Origin of the sequence: Georhizobium sp. MAB10 (genome assembly GCF_045012825.1) — a bacterium.
Taxonomy (GTDB): Bacteria; Pseudomonadota; Alphaproteobacteria; order Rhizobiales; family Rhizobiaceae; genus Georhizobium; species Georhizobium profundi.
Genome location: NZ_CP118314.1, coordinates 929845 through 944970, shown reverse-complemented (window position 1 = coordinate 944970; position 15126 = coordinate 929845). Strand labels below are relative to the sequence as shown.

The following is a 15126-nucleotide window of genomic DNA, read 5'->3' as shown; positions in this document are numbered from 1 at the left end:
CCTACTCGGCTGCCTGCAACATCGGTTCGGGCTGTCGGTCGAGCGGAACCAGAAAGCCCGGCTCGCGCGAATCCAGCTTGTAGCGCATCACGCGCTTGAAGCTCTGCCGCTTCTGCTGGCCCGCAAGACGCCATGCGACCGCAAGGCCGCATTTGGCATAGGCTGCAAGACCGTCGGTTGAAGCCGAACGCGGCGTATAGCCGTGCTGGCGCAGCAGTCCATTGCCGTATTGCACGCCGAAATGGCGGCGGATTGCCGGTGTCCAATGTTCGGTCGTAAGCGAGATGTTGAGGCAATCGGCATTTTCCACGCGGTGCGGCCCGTTCAGCGGCCAGTGCAGCATGTCGCCGGGCTTGAGGTCGTAGATGCGCGCATGCGCATCGAACCAGGGCTGGTACGGCACCTCTTCCTCGGTGCGCCCGCGGATAATGTTTTCGAGATCCTTCGGCTTCAGGAAGGGTTCGCCGTTTGGATAGATGTAGATCCGCTTCTCGCCGCGGATCTGCCAGAGTGACTGCCCTGGCACGTCGGCGTGGTAGAAGACCTGCGCATTGGGTGAGGAGATCAACAGGCCCATCGATTTGCGGATGACCTTCATCTCGGGCACCTGCGCGCCGATCTCGGCAAACATCTCGTCGAGCAGCGCGCCGAATTCCGGCACCACATTGTGGACCGAGGTGACGTTGATCCAGATGCGGCCCTGGCGCACGGCGTCGATCAGCTGCTTGCCGCTCAGATCGCCACGCTGACAATAGGACCAGGTCCGAACATCGTGACCGCCGCGGCCCATGGTGTTGATCGCCATCTGGTGCGGTTCGATCGCATCCAGAACGCGTCCGAGCTGTTCGTCACCGAACAGCGGACGTTCATGCAGCCGGTGCCGCAGCTTCACGTCGTGATGTCCCCAAAGCGCACGCGCTTCTGGTCCGAAATTCGCGAAAAGATCCGTCATCTGCCATCTCCCCAGCACAAGACATCGATCGGTTACGACGCATGGGATCGCATCGATGGCCGCAGTGGATGCCGTCAATCATCCGGGACGCTACGGGTCAGCGATTACCAGACATTGAAACCGGGGCGTGTGGATAGCGCAGCACCGCCGCAATTCGTCCTGATGCTTAACCGCTGCTTACGGCTGCGTGTGCTATTGTCGTCAATGGTCACAACATGAGCTTCGCGGAACTCGAAGCGGCCCTGATTGTTACGCGGCCACTGATGGGGACCCAAGCAATCATGTCGACACGCAACGGCAGTACGAAAGATGACCAGCACGACGAAGAAAAGCGCGCACCTTTGCGCGCCAAGGTCGTTGGCATCGGGCGTGCTTTCGGCGGCGCGCTGATCTTCTCGCTGCCGATGCTGATGACGATGGAGCTCTGGTGGCTGGGCTTCATGCTCGACCGTTTCCGCCTCGCGATGCTTGTCATCGTGACATTGCCACTGCTCGTCGGCCTCGCGCGGCGGATCGGCTTCGAAGATACCTGGGACTGGCAGGAGGACGTGCGCGATGCCTGCGTCGCCTTCGCCATCGGTCTTCTCACCGCCACGGTCGTGCTTTCCGTCTTCAAAGTGATCGGTCCTGGCATGTCGTTCGATGAGGTGATCGGTAAGATCGTGCTGCAGGCAATTCCTGCCAGTATCGGGGCACTGCTTGGTCGCAGCCAGCTCGGCAATGAGGGTGGCGAGTCGGACAAGGAGAACGCTGAAACTGCGTCCTCAACCACGCCCATGCGCGACTATGGCGGCGAGATGTTCCTCATGGCCGTAGGCGCCCTTTTCCTCAGTCTCAATGTGGCGCCGACCGACGAGATGCCGATGATCGCCCAGATGATGACGCCGACGCATGCCGTGCTGCTGCTGGCGCTTTCTCTTCTGGTCATGCACGGCTTCGTCTATGCCGTCGGCTTCAAGGGGAGTGCTCTGCCCACCAACGACGAGCCCTGGATCAGCGATTTCGTGCGCTTCACGCTCGTCGGCTACATGCTGGCCATTCTTATCAGCCTGTTCGTGCTGTGGAGCTTCGGCCGGCTGGACGGAGAGGCCTTCCTTCCGACCGTCATGACGACGATCGTTCTTGCGTTTCCAGCGGCCCTTGGCGCTGCTGCTGCACGCCTCATCCTGTAAGGGTACTCATGCGCGAAAAGTTCGAGAGAGCAACCGGCGCCGAGAAGCGGGCCGAGCAGGTCGAATGGGCCATCGGGATCGTGTCGGCGATCGTCATCATCGCAATCGTCGGATTTCTTGTCCACCGTGGAGCCACGGCAACCGGCGGAGCACCGAACCTCAGCGTGACGACCGAGCGGGCTGCCGATTTCGGCGAGACCGGCCAATTGCTCTTCAGCGTTCGCAACGATGGCACACGCGCCGCAGCCAATGTCATCGTCTCTGCTGCCTTCGATGACGGCTCAGGCGAGATGCGAAAGCGTTCGGTGCACCTCGACCATATCTCGGCCGGCTCGACCAAGACCGGCGGACTTTATCTGCCGCAGGACACCGTCGAATTCGAGGTATTTGTGGAAGGTTACGCGGACCCGTAGAGCGTCAGCGCACCTGCTGGCCAATATTGAGGTAGGCCGCATCGAAGTCACCGTGCTCCGCCAGCCGGTCCCAGTTGAGGATCGTGACCTCAGAGCCCTTCCACGACACGAGCTCGTGCTCACGAAGATCCCGAATGGTGCGATTCATGTGAACGGTCGAGAGCCCCAGCGCGTCGCTCAGTTCCACCTGGCTGATCGGGAAACTGAACCGGTTGCCATCCACCAGTTCTACCACCTGCAGCCGGAGGAAGATTTCGCAGAGCAGATGGGCGAGCTGCGCGCTGGCGGACAGACGTCCGGAGGTGACAAGCCAGCGCCGATGCACGGCGGCATCGATCAGCGTCGACAGCCACAACAGCCGGGAAAGATGCGGTTCGGTTTCCGTCAACTCGCGCAACATGCGGTGCGGCACGAGCGCAACCTGGCAATCGCTCAACGCTACCACACCATGATCCATTTCGTTTAGCAACAGGCTGTGCAGATCGACGAAATCGCCGGATACGTGGATGGCGCTGATCTGTCGCTTCCCGTTTGCGAGAAGGTGATAGCGCGCAGAAAACCCTGAGAGGACGAGACAGCTTTCGGTGGGGATATCGCCCTCACGCACGATGTCGTGTTTGGCAGGAACCAGCTTCTGCCGAGCTCCCATCTGATCGATGATCGCGCACTCGGCATCGGTCAACCTGTCGCGAGCAGAGAGATTGAGCTTGAGGCAATGCGGCATGCATCTTCCATTCAACGAGTTGTACTGACAGTGGCGCCTTCATGGCCGTCATCAAGAGACCGAGCAAGCGGGATGATCTAATCCGGCTGCAGCAGTTTTGCGAAAGGAAGATGAAGCACCAAACGTCCCTGCGCGTCAAACACGTGCAGGACCCACTGCGAGCGATCCAACCCCTCGTCTATCCCCTCATGCATAATATCGAGGGCGCTGCGAATTGCTTCCTGCTGGAGGACAGTTTCGTTGGCCAGAAAAATCCCGTCGACCGTTTCGGTGCCGTGCTGTTTGGTGAACTTGAACTGATAAACCGGCAAGACTGGCTCCAAGCGTTGTTGCAGGGACTATCGTCTCTCCTCGCCGGACGATCCCTTCGAGACCAAAAGCCACGCGCACTCTCGATGTTCCATCTTGCTTAGGCGAAGCGGCGGCTCAGATGGGGTGACCCCGACAGGCCGAAGCGCCAAGGGAGGTCCGCATTCTTGGTGATGCCGATGCGCGGCCCCACGAGTATTGGTTGGGACATCATCGACGGGACGTGAATCTGCAAATCACATCCATCGAACGGTTGCCCATCATCGGCCCGATCGATGCCCAAGGCTTGCCCGAGCCGCCCTGGCCCGGCGCACAAATCCTCAAGCTTGTCGCGTCCTCGCCGCACTCGCATTGCGTCCACGCCAAGGCCCGGCTCGATTGCTCGAAACAGCACGGCCTGCCCCCTGGCGCAGACCACATTGAGGCACCAATGGATGCCGTATGACCGGTAGACATAGGCGTGTCCCGGTGGCCCGAACATCGCACGGTTGCGCACGGTTTCACCGTTGAAACTGTGCGACGCAGCATCATCGTGTCGATAGGCTTCGGTCTCGACGACAAGTCCACCGACCCCACGCACGATCAGCGTGGCACCGATGAGGGCCCGCGCAAGGGCAACGGTATCACCATCGAAGAACGACGGCGGCACGAGGGAAGGGACTAGCAGTTGGTCGCTCGAGGTTCGCATTAAAGCGCGAAGCGACCCCTCACGCCGCTTCGCCGGAAGCCGCCCGCGCGGCCAGATCGATCTCTGCGATGATTGATCGGCACTGCTGGCGACACTGCTGGATCATGCTGGGATGGTCAGCCATCACGGCCAGCTGGAGATTGAGATAGGCATCGTTGAAGGTTCGTCGCATCCGACCGGCGGCCTCACTGTCGTCCAGCCGATCGGTCATCGTCTCGACCAGCGACCGTGTCTTCATGATGCGATCTTTGTCTGGAATGGCTGGATCGTCGATGATCGTGATCAATTCATGGGCGATGTCCATGGCGCTGTCCTTCCATTGGAACGGACCCGGACCATCATGTTTGCGTCCAGGCGTCGCAATAACAAAGGTTAATGGCTGCCAAATCCGCAGATTTGAGAGCAACCTAAGCTCGGCGCGCCTGAAAGGAACATATGTTAGTGCCGTCCTATGTGCTTGCACCTAGGGTCTTGGGCGCAACCGGAGGGAGCTTTGATGAATGACAACGACAGGATCGGCGCAGAAATTTCCCGAGTCATGAACGATGCCCGCAATGACAATGCACCCGTTCAGGTCAACGATCTCGTCGCTGCGCTGGCGCTCCGGTTCCAGCTCGATGCGCTTATCATCGAGCAGATGATCATCGACGAAGCGACGATCGGCGGAATTGCCTTGGAATTCGGAAACCGCCACAACTGACCCGATAGCCGTCCGCTTGGAGGCTACCCTTCAGTGCGAGCCGCTTCTCACGATGAGCGCGTTGTGGACGGCAGTTAGGCCGGGCAAGCCCTCAGCGATTTCCCCCGCCCTCTCGACTTCGCTCGCGGTCGCCACTTCCCCGGACAATTGCGCCACACCGTCAACGACATGGATGGAAACGTTCGACCCGTCCATCGCAGCATCCTCACCGATCAGAGTGCTGAGGCTGCGCTCCAGCTCCGCATCCGAATAGGGGGGAAGAGCCTCTGCCGGCTCGGTCGCTTCCTCACGCGGCGTATCCCCATGGGGATGGGGGCCGGATCGAAGGTTCGAAGATGTCTTACGTGCCATGGACTGTACTCCGTCAATGGCACCCAACGCATGACACAGGATGAAGTTCATCGGCCTTCAAAATAGAGCGCCCTGTGCGTCAGCAAAGCCTAATCGACTGCGACAGTGCTTGGCCGGCCAGACAAATTGGGTCAATAACACATGTTAATTCGCAGTAAAAAGAAAGATCTCCCTCAGCGTTATTCTTGTGGAACGACGATAATAACCACCCGTTGAGCGACCATGCTGGGGAGGCCACAAGCGTGGAGTGAAGGGACATGAACATGATTCCGACTATTTCGACCGGGGCGGCGACGAGTGCACCCATTCGCTTGCCGCGTGAAAAGGACACGGACCGCCAGATCGTCGCGATGATCGCGCCGCTGCGCGCTTTTGCGCGAACCTTCTGCCCAAACCCCAATGATGCCGATGACCTCGTGCAGGAAACACTCCTGAAAGGCATCGCGAACATCCATCAGTTCACACCCGGGACGAGCCTGAAGTCCTGGCTTTTCACCATCATGCGGAATACCTTCTACACGAAGGCACGTATTTATGCCCGCGAGAGCCCGGGAGTGGCCGACTGCGCGTCCGCCAAGCCGGTGATGAGCCCGACACAGGAATGGACCATGCGCGGCCATGAAATCACGCAGGCCATCCGCAAACTGCCTTACGAGCAGCGCGAAGTGCTTATTCTCATTTCGATGCTGGGCATCAGCTATATCGACGCCGCTCAAATCTGCGGCTGCGCCATCGGCACCATCAAAAGCCGGCTCAACCGCGCACGGCTTCATCTCATCGAGCTTTCAGGCGAAGCATCCGCTCAGGCTATGGTGAACGCCGGAGATCGTGAACAGCTGCTGCCCTCCTGAGAATGCCCGAGTTCCTGTCTCCGATGGCCCCGCATCCTGTCTGATCAAGATCAACGACAGCGTCGACGTTTCCGTCAATTTTACCCTCTCGCTGACCGTTCGGCGACTGTATTCGCCTCCACAGCCGACAGAGGTGCAGAGACCAACGAATTAAAGTTTGATCGCAAAGTCGGGCTAATGGACCCGACCTTCGTCCGCAGAAAGACCGAATAGTCGGTGCTACCATTATCAAGCTGCAGGTGATTTGCATTAGCAAACACGCGATTTCAGGCTTACCCGTTTAGCCCCAATTCAAGCCGTCATCGCCCGTTCCGAGGCACGCTTATGGGCCAAGAAATCGTCATACACGTGATCCATCCCGATGACGGGGTGCGGCATTCACTCAGCTTCATGTTGGCTCTCGCTGGGTATGCGGTGCGGTTTCATGGAAATCTCGGCCAGTTCCTGGCTGTTCCAAGAAGTCTGACACCGGGCTGTCTGGTCGTCGGACGAGACACGGGAACGCCTTCCGAGGCGCAGTGTCTGCACGAACTTCGAGCGGGTGGCACGCAGCTTCCGGTAATCTTCGTCGCTCAGCAAGGCGATGTTCAAACCGCCGTCGCGGCCATGAAAGCCGGCGCCGCTGATTTCCTGCAGATGCCGTTCGAACCGAACACACTTGTCGATGCGGTGCGCGCAGCGATTGCAAGCAATGCGATCAATGACACCGAGGAGCTTGATGAGATCGCCGACGTCCGAGCGCGCCTCTCGCGACTCACGCCGCGTGAAGTCAACGTTTTGCGTGGTGTGGTCGATGGGCTTCCCAACAAGTCGATCGCCCATGAACTGCGGATCAGCCCCCGCACGGTCGAGGTTCATCGTGCCAACGTGATGGCCAAGATGAATGCGCGCAACGTGGCCGAACTCGTGCGTCTTGCCATGATCGTCGAGGGTGATTTCGCTATCGATCCGACGCGGCACCGTCAACAGCGCAGCGCGTCGCATACGTATTGATACCTAGTAAAAACGCCGATTACGTCAATATTTTTCGATGTTATCATTATTAATATCACGTAAATACAAATTCTTAAATTACGTATGTAATATATATTGCAAATTAACGGCGGATTGGACACGTAAATCCAATCCAATAGGTGAACACAACATCGCTTTGCTGATCGTAAAAGCTGACCGCGCAACAGCTCGGTCGATTGCTGGCGCATGCCTACGAGGCTGGGAACATGGCAGATAACGGCCAAAGCGAAGAGCGCAATGTCGTGCCCGCAGCGACGGTACCATCCGTCGGACCTGCCGAAACTACCCATAGAGCCGGCCATATATTTTTCGACGGCTCCGGTCGCCGGGCGCTCTTCGCCAACGCCGTCATGCTTGCTTTGGTCTTCACCCTGTGCACCGGCCTTGCCGTGGTCGCCTACGGCATCGTTAATGCTCCAACGCTCCGCGAACTGGTTGGATTTCATCCAGAGCTGAAGGCCCGCGAGACCGGCAGACTGGTGCATGACAAAAACGAGCCCGCGCTGGCTGCGACCCGGAACCGCCGGGTCGGCGAAGCCGGACGCCAGGCGCTTCGCCTCGCGTTTCTGGCAGAAGAGGATACCGGCGCTTTCGTCTCGTTGATGCGCAATGCCGACCGGCTCGACGGCATCATCCCGGAATGGCTGGGCCTGCGAACGGCTGGCGGCCGGCCGGAGATCGTCAGCTCTTTGACGGAGATTCCGACACTGCCGTGGATCAAGCAGAACGCGCCGCATCTCGCGCTCTATCCGCTGCTGAAAGCAGAAGCCTCAACCAGCGACATGCTCCGCTACCTCGCCTCTGCGCGCACACGTCAGGACTTGGTCGAGCGCATCGGTGCCCAACTGGACACGCTCGGCGCTGCCGGTATCGCGCTCGACTTTTCCGAAGCCCTGCCGGCCGGCCATCGCGACACGCGCTTATTCATCGCCACGCTGCGGCAAGCGCTGCAGCCCACCGGCCGAAAGGTTATCTTCATTGCCCCGACGGGCGCATCGATGGCCGAAATCGCCAGCGTCTCGTCGGCGACCGACTATGTCTTGGTCCAGGCGCACGACAACACGGGTCAGCGCCATCGGTCCGGCCCCACGGCAAGCCAGGGATGGTTCGAAGATTACTTGGCGAAGGTAACGCGCGTGCTGCCGCGCGAGAAGTTGATCATGTCGATCGGCTCCTTCGCCTACGACTGGAAGGCCCACGGCACCAGCGAACTGGTGTCGGTACAAATGGCGTGGGATCGCATGGCGGCCAGCGGCGCGGCGCTACGCATGGATCCGGCTTCGCTGAACGCGACGTTTGATTATACGGATGCCCTTGGGACAGCGCGCTCCGTCTGGATGCTGGATGCCGCTACCGTCTTCAATCAGGCAAGCGTCGCTCTTGCCAGCGCCCCCGCCGGAATCGCGATCTGGCGGCTCGGCATGGAAGATCCAGGCGTGTGGCGCTTCCTTGCCAAAGGCCTGATTCCAAACGCCGAAACGCGCGCCGCGTTGGCCCCGACGGACGCGGGCTATGGCGCATTCGAGCAGGCCAAGGGCGTGCTTCTCTCGGCAGCGCCGGGAACGACCGGCACCCGCAGTCTCACCTTCAACGAAAGCCTCGGCCTGATCGTTGGTGAAACCATGCCCGATATCCCGCGCCAGACGGAATTCGCGGCCTGGTTCCCTGCAGATCCCAAAGCGATCGCCCTGACGTTCGATGATGGACCCGATGCGGTGTTCACGCCGCAGATTCTGGACATCCTGAAGGAACGCGGCGCCCGCGCCACCTTCTACATGATCGGCAGCAAGGTGATGAATGATCCCGCGATCGCGCGGCGCGCACTAGTCGAGGGCCACGATGTCGGCAACCACTCCTTCCTGCACCCCAATCTCTTCCAAAGCAGCGCCGAGCGCATCGCCGCCGAGTTGACCGCGACGCAGCGTGCGTTCGAATCCGAACTCGGCGTTCGATCGGTGCTTTTCCGCCCGCCTTATGCGATGACGGGTTACGATTACCTGGAAGGCGTTCCGGCTCTCTACAGTGAGGCAACACGGCTCGGATATCTCTTCGGCGGCCTCGACATCGATGCGTTCGACTACTTCGTCTGGACCGGCGATCAACTTGCACAGCGCGTGATCGACGACGTCAGAGACGGCAGCGGCCAGGTCGTGCTGCTGCACGATTCCGGCGGCGATCGACGCGGAACCATCGAAGCGCTGCCCAAGATCATCGATACGCTGACGGCCGAGGGCTACAGATTCGTGTCCACCCACGAGCTCGTCGGCGTTGCGCAAGAAGCGCTGATCCAGCCCTATGTACCTGAGACCTTCGCCAATCGTGCCGGCAGCCGTATCCGCGCAACCGCGATGGCAGTGGGTGCCCGGTTCGGCGGTGGCCTTGCATTGATTGCCATCACGGCTGCAGTCATCGGAACGGCCCGTCTCGCCTTCATCATTGCGGCCGCATTCCTCCAGCGCCGGCGCAGGCAATGCCAGATCATGCGGCCGCCCTTCGCCGGCAGCGTCGCGGTGCTCGTTCCCGCCTTCAACGAGGAAAAGGTCATTGCCAAGACGGTCGCAGGATTGCTGGCATCGACGCTTGGCGAGCGCCTGACCATCACCGTGATCGACGATGGCTCCAGCGACCGCACAAGCGACGTCGTGCGGGAGACCTTCGCCGGCAATTCCCGCGTGCGTGTCTTCCGCAAGGAGAATGGGGGCAAGGCGGCGGCCCTCAACTACGGCATCGCCATGTCCCGCGAAGACGTGCTTGTCGCCATCGATGGGGACACCGTGCTTCTGCCTGACGCTGTGGAGAAGCTGATCCGTCCATTCACCGATGGGCGGATCGGCGCGGTCGCGGGCAAGGTCGTGGTCGGCAACACGATCAATCTTCTCACGCGTTTCCAGGCACTCGAATATCTCATCGGCCAGGGACTGGAACGCTCCGCCTTCGAATATTTCGGTGCAATCGGCGTGGTGCCCGGCGCCATCGGGGCCTGGCGCCGCACGGCAATCGTGGAGGTGGGTGGCTACTCCACCGACACGCTCGCCGAGGATGGCGACCTGACCGTCGCTCTCCAGCGCAAGGGCTGGAAAATCGTCAATGCCCTCGATGCCGTGGCCCTAACCGAAGCGCCGGAGACCCTGCGCCCGTTCCTCAAGCAGCGGTTTCGCTGGCTCTTCGGAACGCTGCAGATCGCCTGGAAGCACAAGGGCGCCATGGCGGCGCGGCCAAGCGGCATATCGCTTGTCACACTGCCCAACATCATCCTGCAATTCCTGTTCACGCTGATGGCGCCGATCATGGATGCAGCGCTTCTCCTGCTGCTCGTCGCTACAGCCGTATCACTGACGCTGTCGGCGGAACCGATCGACGCGCCGACGCTTCAATTGCTTGCTGCCTTCTGGATCGGATTCCAGACGCTCGACCTGATCGCAGCCTCCATAGGGGTCCGTCTCGGCGGCGGGCGCGTCACGCTCGATACGGTGTTTCTGGTGCTGCTGCAGCGCATCACCTACCGCCAGCTTCTCTACGTCACCGCTATTCGGGCGCTGCTTGCAGCCCTCAAAGGCACCTTCGTCGGCTGGGGCAAGTTGGTGCGCACCGGTCGCGTCATGCAGCCCTTGACCTGAATGCTTCACGGCCACCGCGATACAAGGAATGAGACCTATGCATTCTCCAAAATCAAATCGCTTTTTTCAAAGGCCTCTGTCGCTCACACGGCTGCTCGCCGGGGCTGCCATGACATACCTGGCCCTTGCGCCAGCGCCTGCCATCTCGGCGGAAGACCTGGTGCTGCACTCCGCAATCGAGCAAGCCGCGCTTCCGCCATCGACCGTACAGGCCCGCACGGCTTTCGCGATCGGCGACACGCTGCGCATCACCTTTTTCGAGCGCTTCGGCGAGGATATGGCCGGCGTCGACGCCGGCGTTCTCTCTGCCCTCGTTGAACGTTCGGAGCTCACCGGCGAGTACATCATCCAGCAGGATGGCTTCATCTTCCTGCCGTTGATCGGACCCGTTCAGACCGCGATGCTGACGAGCCCGCAACTTGAAGACATGCTGAAGAAGCAGTTCAAGGAACTCTTCAACGGCGAGGTCGCGGTCGCAATCCAGCTGACCGCGCGCGAGCCGGTCTATGTGGCGGGCGCGATCCCGCAGCCGGGGCATTTTCCCTACGTTCCTGGCATGACGGTGCTGCACGCGCTTGCTCTTGCCGGAGCGAGCGACCGCATAGATGGCGACCAGTGGCGCCAGCTCGATCTGATGCGCGAACGGGAACGCGTGCGCCAGGCCGAATCCCGGCTCAAGGGTGTCCTGGCCCGCGCATCCGTACTGACCGACGAAACACACCGCAGCAGTTCTCGGCTCGTCGAACAGTTGCGCAATGTCGCCGGTCCCCGCGCCGCGGAAGATCTGCGGGCGGAAGCTTCCGCATTGCGGGATCTGGAGCGAAACGGCGTCGAGGCCCGCCGTGCGGCACGCGCCACCATGCTGACGTCACTCTCCGCCGAACGTGCGCTCATCGAGCAGAGCATCGCGGATGCCGAAGAGACCATGATGGAAAAGATCCAGCGGGTCGATGTGCTGAACGAATTGCGGCGACGTGGAGCGACAACCGACCAGAATGTGCATGTGGCACGGAGCGAACTGTCCAATGCTCGCGCGGCCTGGAACGAACTGCGCGCAGCGATGACGCGGCTCGAGCGCAACATCACCGAAGTCCAGCTCCAGGAGCGTGACGACGAGATCGCACAACAGATCGCGGTCGAGCGCGAACTGCAGACCTTGCGCGCAACCGTTGCCCAAGAGGAGGCGACGCGGTCAAGCCTCGCTCAGGTGCTCGCGCGCGTGGCGACGCTCGATACCGCCGCCTTTGAAGAGGGCGGCGGCCACATGCGCATGGAGATCGTACGGCGAACGCCGGAGGGCCTGGAGCACCTGCCGGCGCACAGCTTCACCGAAATGCATCCGGGCGACATGCTCAACATCATCAGCGCCAAGGACGAGCGCCAGACGGCAGGACTGTGACGATGGCGCGGCGGCGGCATCTCATCAGCATTATGGCAGCAAGCATGCTGCTCGCTGCGGCTTCGGCTGTCACGGCACGCGCGGAGGACTTCACCGTGGCCGGCTATCTGTCATGGTGGAGCGCTGCCGATCGACCCGAACTGTTCGATGACGTCGCTGCCGACAAGCTGACGCACATCATCTACGCGTTTGGCGCGATCGACGAGGATGGAGAGGCGGCACTGGCCGATCCCTGCTCGGAGATCGATGCTTGCGACGGCGAGCCGCAACCGATCGACGCATCAACGATCGGCATTCCGGTCGCAGGCACCTTTCAGCGCCTCCACGCTTTGAAACAGGCGCATCCGCACCTGAAGATCCTCGTGGCGTTTGGAGGCTGGACCGGATCGGCGCCCTTCAGCAGCCTGGCCTCCACGGCAGACGGCAGGGCGCGCTTTGCACAATCGATCCTCGACGTGTTCTTCCGTCCCTATCCCGGCCTCTTCGATGGTGTCGACATCGACTGGGAGTACCCCGTCGCCGGGGGTCTCGAGGAAGGAACGCCGGCCGATCGCGAAAACCTGTCCCTGCTGCTCGCTGACATTCGAGAAGCGCTGGATGGATTCAGCGATGGCGATGCGCTGGAACTCACCGTCGCCGTTGCGGCCTCCCCCGGCATGATCGCATCGACCTATCCGCAGGATCTCGCGGACCACGTCGACCGCATCAACGTCATGACCTACGACTATCACGCTGGCGCGACGGTCACCAATTTCAACGCGCCGCTTGCGCCGATCCCCGGCGATCCAAAGTCCGACGCGAACATCGCGGCCAGCATGGCAGCCTGGCAGGCAGCCGGGGTTGCCGCCTCCAAGCTTGCGGTTGGAATTCCGTTCTATGGGCGCGCATTCTCGCAGGTTTCGGGGTCAGGCGATGGCCTGCTCCGGCCCGGCGATCCTGCAGGCACCGACATCTGGAGCGGCGACGGCATTGCCTACAGAGACCTTGTCACCGCTCGACCGCTCCAACAGGGCTTCCAGGTGTTCTGGAACGAGCAGGCAGAGGTGCCTTACCTCTACAACGCCGTCGAGGGCGTTTGGATTTCCTACGACAACGCCCGCTCCGTCGCCGCGAAGACCGAGTTCGCCCGCCGTCAGGGTCATGCTGGTGTGATCCTGTGGGAACTTGGGTCGGATGACGGCACGCTGCTCGATGCGGTTGGAGGAACGCTCAGCAAGACACATTGATTTCACAGGACGCGAGGACAGACCCGTGCAAATCCATCTCAGAGACATAAAAAGGACGCCTGGACCGCCAAATCCGGCTGGGCTCGATCACGACATGAGCCCGCCGCCCCGGTTGCAGCAGGTCCCGGCGAGCCCTCTCTTGAGCGCATTTTCCGCGCATCGTTCGGAGACACTCTCAGCGGGTCGAGCACTGTTCGTGGAGGGCGATCCCGGCAGTGACATCCACCTTCTCGAAAGCGGGCTGATCGCGCTCTCCCACATCCAGCCGAACGGCAAGCGCATGATCGCAAGCTTCGTCGTCAGCAACGGCGTGTTCAGCCTCTCCCATGACGGCATGCGGCTCCTGACCGCCGAGGCCCTTCAGGAATGCCGGTTGCGCCGGGTGCACCGCGTGGAGCTTTCGCATCTGCCAGCCGACCAGGCCGAAGCGGTGAAGGCTGCGCTCGATCGGGAACCCTGGGACATCCAGGCCGAGACCCTAATGCATCTCCACAAGGATGCAGATGAAGGCATCAGCTATTTCCTGGTCAGGCTGGCAGGCAGGCTTAACGGCCCGATCAGCCGCGGCAGCAGGGTGCGGCTCGACATGTCACGCGTCGACATCGCGGATCATCTCGGCCTGACGGTCGAAACAGTGTGCCGGGGATTGAAACGCTTGCGGTCCGACCGCGTCATCGACGCCGCCGGGCCGCACAACGTCATCATTCTGGAACCTGATCAGCTGAAGCGCCGCGCTGGTCTCGGTCCCGATTTTGATTAGACGGGATTTTACCGACGAGCCGCAGAGGCTCCCTAGCGCGCCAGAAAGGTCGGCAGTTCAGGCGCGTCGAGCATCATGCTTGTGACGCCGCCAAACATGCGTTGGCGTAAACGCGAGTGCCCGTATGCGCCGAGAACCAGCATGTCGGCAGAGACGTCCCGGGCGTGTTGCATCAGGATGGCGCCCGCCATCTCGCCACCGCTTGGCAACCGCTCGACGGTGACCTTCGCGCCATGACGCGCCAGATAGGCGGCGATATCTGCCCCAGGCTCCGGCCCATTCGCTCGATCGGAGGTTTTAGGATCGACCAGCACCACCCGAACGTCATCGGCGCCATCGATCATGTCCAAGGCCTCGCGCACGGCACGTGCGGATTCGAGCGTCGAATTCCAGCCGATGACGATGCGCTTCGGGGAAAGCGTCACGGGCACGCCCGCCGGCATCAGGAGCAGGGGCCGCTGCGCGTGAAAGAGCACGCCGTTCGCAACACGATATTTGAGGTGGTGGGTTGCCAGAAGGTCTGGCCCCATGACCGCAACGTCGCAGTAGCGTGCGCGAAGCCCCACCACGTCGTCGGCGGCCGCCGTTTCCACATATTCCGAGCTGAGATCGGCAGAAACGCCGCGCACCGCCACGAGAGCCTCGATTTCCTCCGCGCGTTCGCCAAGCCGCTCCATATCCGCCTGGCGTTCCTCGAGCCACGCGTCAGAGATCACCGAAGCGTAGTCCCCGATCGGAGGCGGCGCGCCGATGCCCATCACCAGCAGGCTGAGATGGGCGTCGGCGCTCTCGCACAGGTCCATCGCAAGCTTTATGTCGCCGTCGCCCTGCTCGTGGCCGACGATGTTCAGCACTGTCTTGAAGGTCATGGTCGCATCTCCTTGGTCACAGCCGCGTATCGTGCATAGACCGGCCGGACCTGGGGCACCTTGCGCAAGATCAACTTCCGG

Annotated in this window: 16 protein-coding genes; 9 read left to right on the top strand and 7 right to left on the bottom strand. The window is 61.3% G+C overall.

The window, feature by feature from the left end; genetic code table 11:
• Nucleotide 1: 1 nt before the first annotated feature.
• The gene (locus PU133_RS04330) at nt 2-952 is read right to left on the bottom strand and encodes a hypothetical protein (RefSeq protein ID WP_404863643.1); all 951 of its coding nucleotides are present in this window, start codon (nt 950-952) and stop codon (nt 2-4) included.
• A gap of 281 nt (nt 953-1233) precedes the next feature.
• Here PU133_RS04330 and PU133_RS04325 point away from each other — a divergent pair, with 281 nt between their 5' ends.
• Together PU133_RS04325 and PU133_RS04320 are read left to right on the top strand one after the other, a co-directional pair.
• Entirely contained in the window at nt 1234-2124 is an 891-nt protein-coding gene (locus tag PU133_RS04325; protein WP_404863642.1) for a TIGR02587 family membrane protein, read from the top strand.
• An 8-nt stretch (nt 2125-2132) separates the two neighbouring features.
• Nucleotides 2133-2537: a hypothetical protein gene (locus PU133_RS04320; protein ID WP_404863641.1), complete on the top strand. Its 405-nt coding sequence runs from the start codon at nt 2133-2135 to the stop codon at nt 2535-2537.
• 4 nt (nt 2538-2541) lie between these two features.
• Here PU133_RS04320 and PU133_RS04315 read toward each other — a convergent pair whose 3' ends face one another.
• The 4 genes from PU133_RS04315 to PU133_RS04300 all read right to left on the bottom strand — a co-directional run bounded on the left by PU133_RS04315 (nt 2542) and on the right by PU133_RS04300 (nt 4562).
• Nucleotides 2542-3219, bottom strand: a complete 678-nt coding sequence (locus tag PU133_RS04315) for a Crp/Fnr family transcriptional regulator (protein ID WP_404863640.1) — start codon at nt 3217-3219, stop codon at nt 2542-2544.
• 119 nt (nt 3220-3338) lie between these two features.
• Nucleotides 3339-3572: a DUF6894 family protein gene (locus tag PU133_RS04310; RefSeq protein ID WP_126008051.1), complete on the bottom strand. Its 234-nt coding sequence runs from the start codon at nt 3570-3572 to the stop codon at nt 3339-3341.
• Between the two features lie 98 nt (nt 3573-3670).
• The gene (locus PU133_RS04305; protein WP_404863639.1) at nt 3671-4258 is read right to left on the bottom strand and encodes a DNA-3-methyladenine glycosylase; all 588 of its coding nucleotides are present in this window, start codon (nt 4256-4258) and stop codon (nt 3671-3673) included.
• 19 nt (nt 4259-4277) lie between these two features.
• Entirely contained in the window at nt 4278-4562 is a 285-nt protein-coding gene (locus PU133_RS04300; protein WP_404863638.1) for a hypothetical protein, read from the bottom strand.
• A 192-nt stretch (nt 4563-4754) separates the two neighbouring features.
• On the opposite strand from PU133_RS04300, the gene PU133_RS04295 reads away from it, so the two are divergent.
• Nucleotides 4755-4958, top strand: a complete 204-nt coding sequence (locus tag PU133_RS04295; RefSeq protein WP_126008045.1) for a hypothetical protein — start codon at nt 4755-4757, stop codon at nt 4956-4958.
• Nucleotides 4959-4988: 30 nt separating this feature from the next.
• Here PU133_RS04295 and PU133_RS04290 read toward each other — a convergent pair whose 3' ends face one another.
• Nucleotides 4989-5309, bottom strand: coding sequence for a BON domain-containing protein (locus PU133_RS04290; RefSeq protein WP_404863637.1), 321 nt, complete (start codon nt 5307-5309; stop codon nt 4989-4991).
• Nucleotides 5310-5659: 350 nt separating this feature from the next.
• On the opposite strand from PU133_RS04290, the gene PU133_RS04285 reads away from it, so the two are divergent.
• The 6 genes from PU133_RS04285 (at nt 5660) to PU133_RS04260 (ending at nt 14176) form a co-directional block, all read left to right on the top strand.
• Nucleotides 5660-6160, top strand: a complete 501-nt coding sequence (locus PU133_RS04285) for a sigma-70 family RNA polymerase sigma factor (RefSeq protein WP_404863636.1) — start codon at nt 5660-5662, stop codon at nt 6158-6160.
• A gap of 324 nt (nt 6161-6484) precedes the next feature.
• Nucleotides 6485-7153: a response regulator transcription factor gene (locus PU133_RS04280; RefSeq protein WP_404863635.1), complete on the top strand. Its 669-nt coding sequence runs from the start codon at nt 6485-6487 to the stop codon at nt 7151-7153.
• 227 nt (nt 7154-7380) lie between these two features.
• Nucleotides 7381-10791 carry a polysaccharide deacetylase family protein gene (locus PU133_RS04275; RefSeq protein WP_404863634.1) on the top strand — a complete coding sequence of 1137 codons (3411 nt, stop codon included), beginning with the start codon at nt 7381-7383 and terminating at the stop codon, nt 10789-10791.
• A 109-nt stretch (nt 10792-10900) separates the two neighbouring features.
• Nucleotides 10901-12190: a polysaccharide biosynthesis/export family protein gene (locus tag PU133_RS04270; protein WP_404863633.1), complete on the top strand. Its 1290-nt coding sequence runs from the start codon at nt 10901-10903 to the stop codon at nt 12188-12190.
• A 2-nt stretch (nt 12191-12192) separates the two neighbouring features.
• Nucleotides 12193-13416: a glycoside hydrolase family 18 protein gene (locus tag PU133_RS04265; RefSeq protein ID WP_404863632.1), complete on the top strand. Its 1224-nt coding sequence runs from the start codon at nt 12193-12195 to the stop codon at nt 13414-13416.
• A 139-nt stretch (nt 13417-13555) separates the two neighbouring features.
• Nucleotides 13556-14176 (top strand): Crp/Fnr family transcriptional regulator, encoded by a 621-nt coding sequence (locus tag PU133_RS04260; RefSeq protein WP_404863631.1) that lies wholly within the window; start codon nt 13556-13558, stop codon nt 14174-14176.
• A gap of 32 nt (nt 14177-14208) precedes the next feature.
• Here PU133_RS04260 and PU133_RS04255 read toward each other — a convergent pair whose 3' ends face one another.
• Entirely contained in the window at nt 14209-15045 is an 837-nt protein-coding gene (locus PU133_RS04255) for a universal stress protein (protein ID WP_404863630.1), read from the bottom strand.
• Nucleotides 15046-15126: the final 81 nt, after the last annotated feature.

Bases quoted from the DNA above. Each gene is read 5' to 3' on its own strand.
- PU133_RS04330 (WP_404863643.1), bottom strand. From the start codon at position 952: ATGACGGATCTTTTCGCGAATTTCGGACCAGAAGCGCGTGCGCTTTGG.
- PU133_RS04325 (WP_404863642.1), top strand. From the start codon at position 1,234: ATGTCGACACGCAACGGCAGTACGAAAGATGACCAGCACGACGAAGAA.
- PU133_RS04320 (WP_404863641.1), top strand. From the start codon at position 2,133: ATGCGCGAAAAGTTCGAGAGAGCAACCGGCGCCGAGAAGCGGGCCGAG.
- PU133_RS04305 (WP_404863639.1), bottom strand. From the start codon at position 4,258: ATGCGAACCTCGAGCGACCAACTGCTAGTCCCTTCCCTCGTGCCGCCG.
- PU133_RS04300 (WP_404863638.1), bottom strand. From the start codon at position 4,562: ATGGACATCGCCCATGAATTGATCACGATCATCGACGATCCAGCCATT.
- PU133_RS04295 (WP_126008045.1), top strand. From the start codon at position 4,755: ATGAATGACAACGACAGGATCGGCGCAGAAATTTCCCGAGTCATGAAC.
- PU133_RS04290 (WP_404863637.1), bottom strand. From the start codon at position 5,309: ATGGCACGTAAGACATCTTCGAACCTTCGATCCGGCCCCCATCCCCAT.
- PU133_RS04285 (WP_404863636.1), top strand. From the start codon at position 5,660: ATGATCGCGCCGCTGCGCGCTTTTGCGCGAACCTTCTGCCCAAACCCC.
- PU133_RS04280 (WP_404863635.1), top strand. From the start codon at position 6,485: ATGGGCCAAGAAATCGTCATACACGTGATCCATCCCGATGACGGGGTG.
- PU133_RS04275 (WP_404863634.1), top strand. From the start codon at position 7,381: ATGGCAGATAACGGCCAAAGCGAAGAGCGCAATGTCGTGCCCGCAGCG.
- PU133_RS04270 (WP_404863633.1), top strand. From the start codon at position 10,901: ATGACATACCTGGCCCTTGCGCCAGCGCCTGCCATCTCGGCGGAAGAC.
- PU133_RS04265 (WP_404863632.1), top strand. From the start codon at position 12,193: ATGGCGCGGCGGCGGCATCTCATCAGCATTATGGCAGCAAGCATGCTG.
- PU133_RS04255 (WP_404863630.1), bottom strand. From the start codon at position 15,045: ATGACCTTCAAGACAGTGCTGAACATCGTCGGCCACGAGCAGGGCGAC.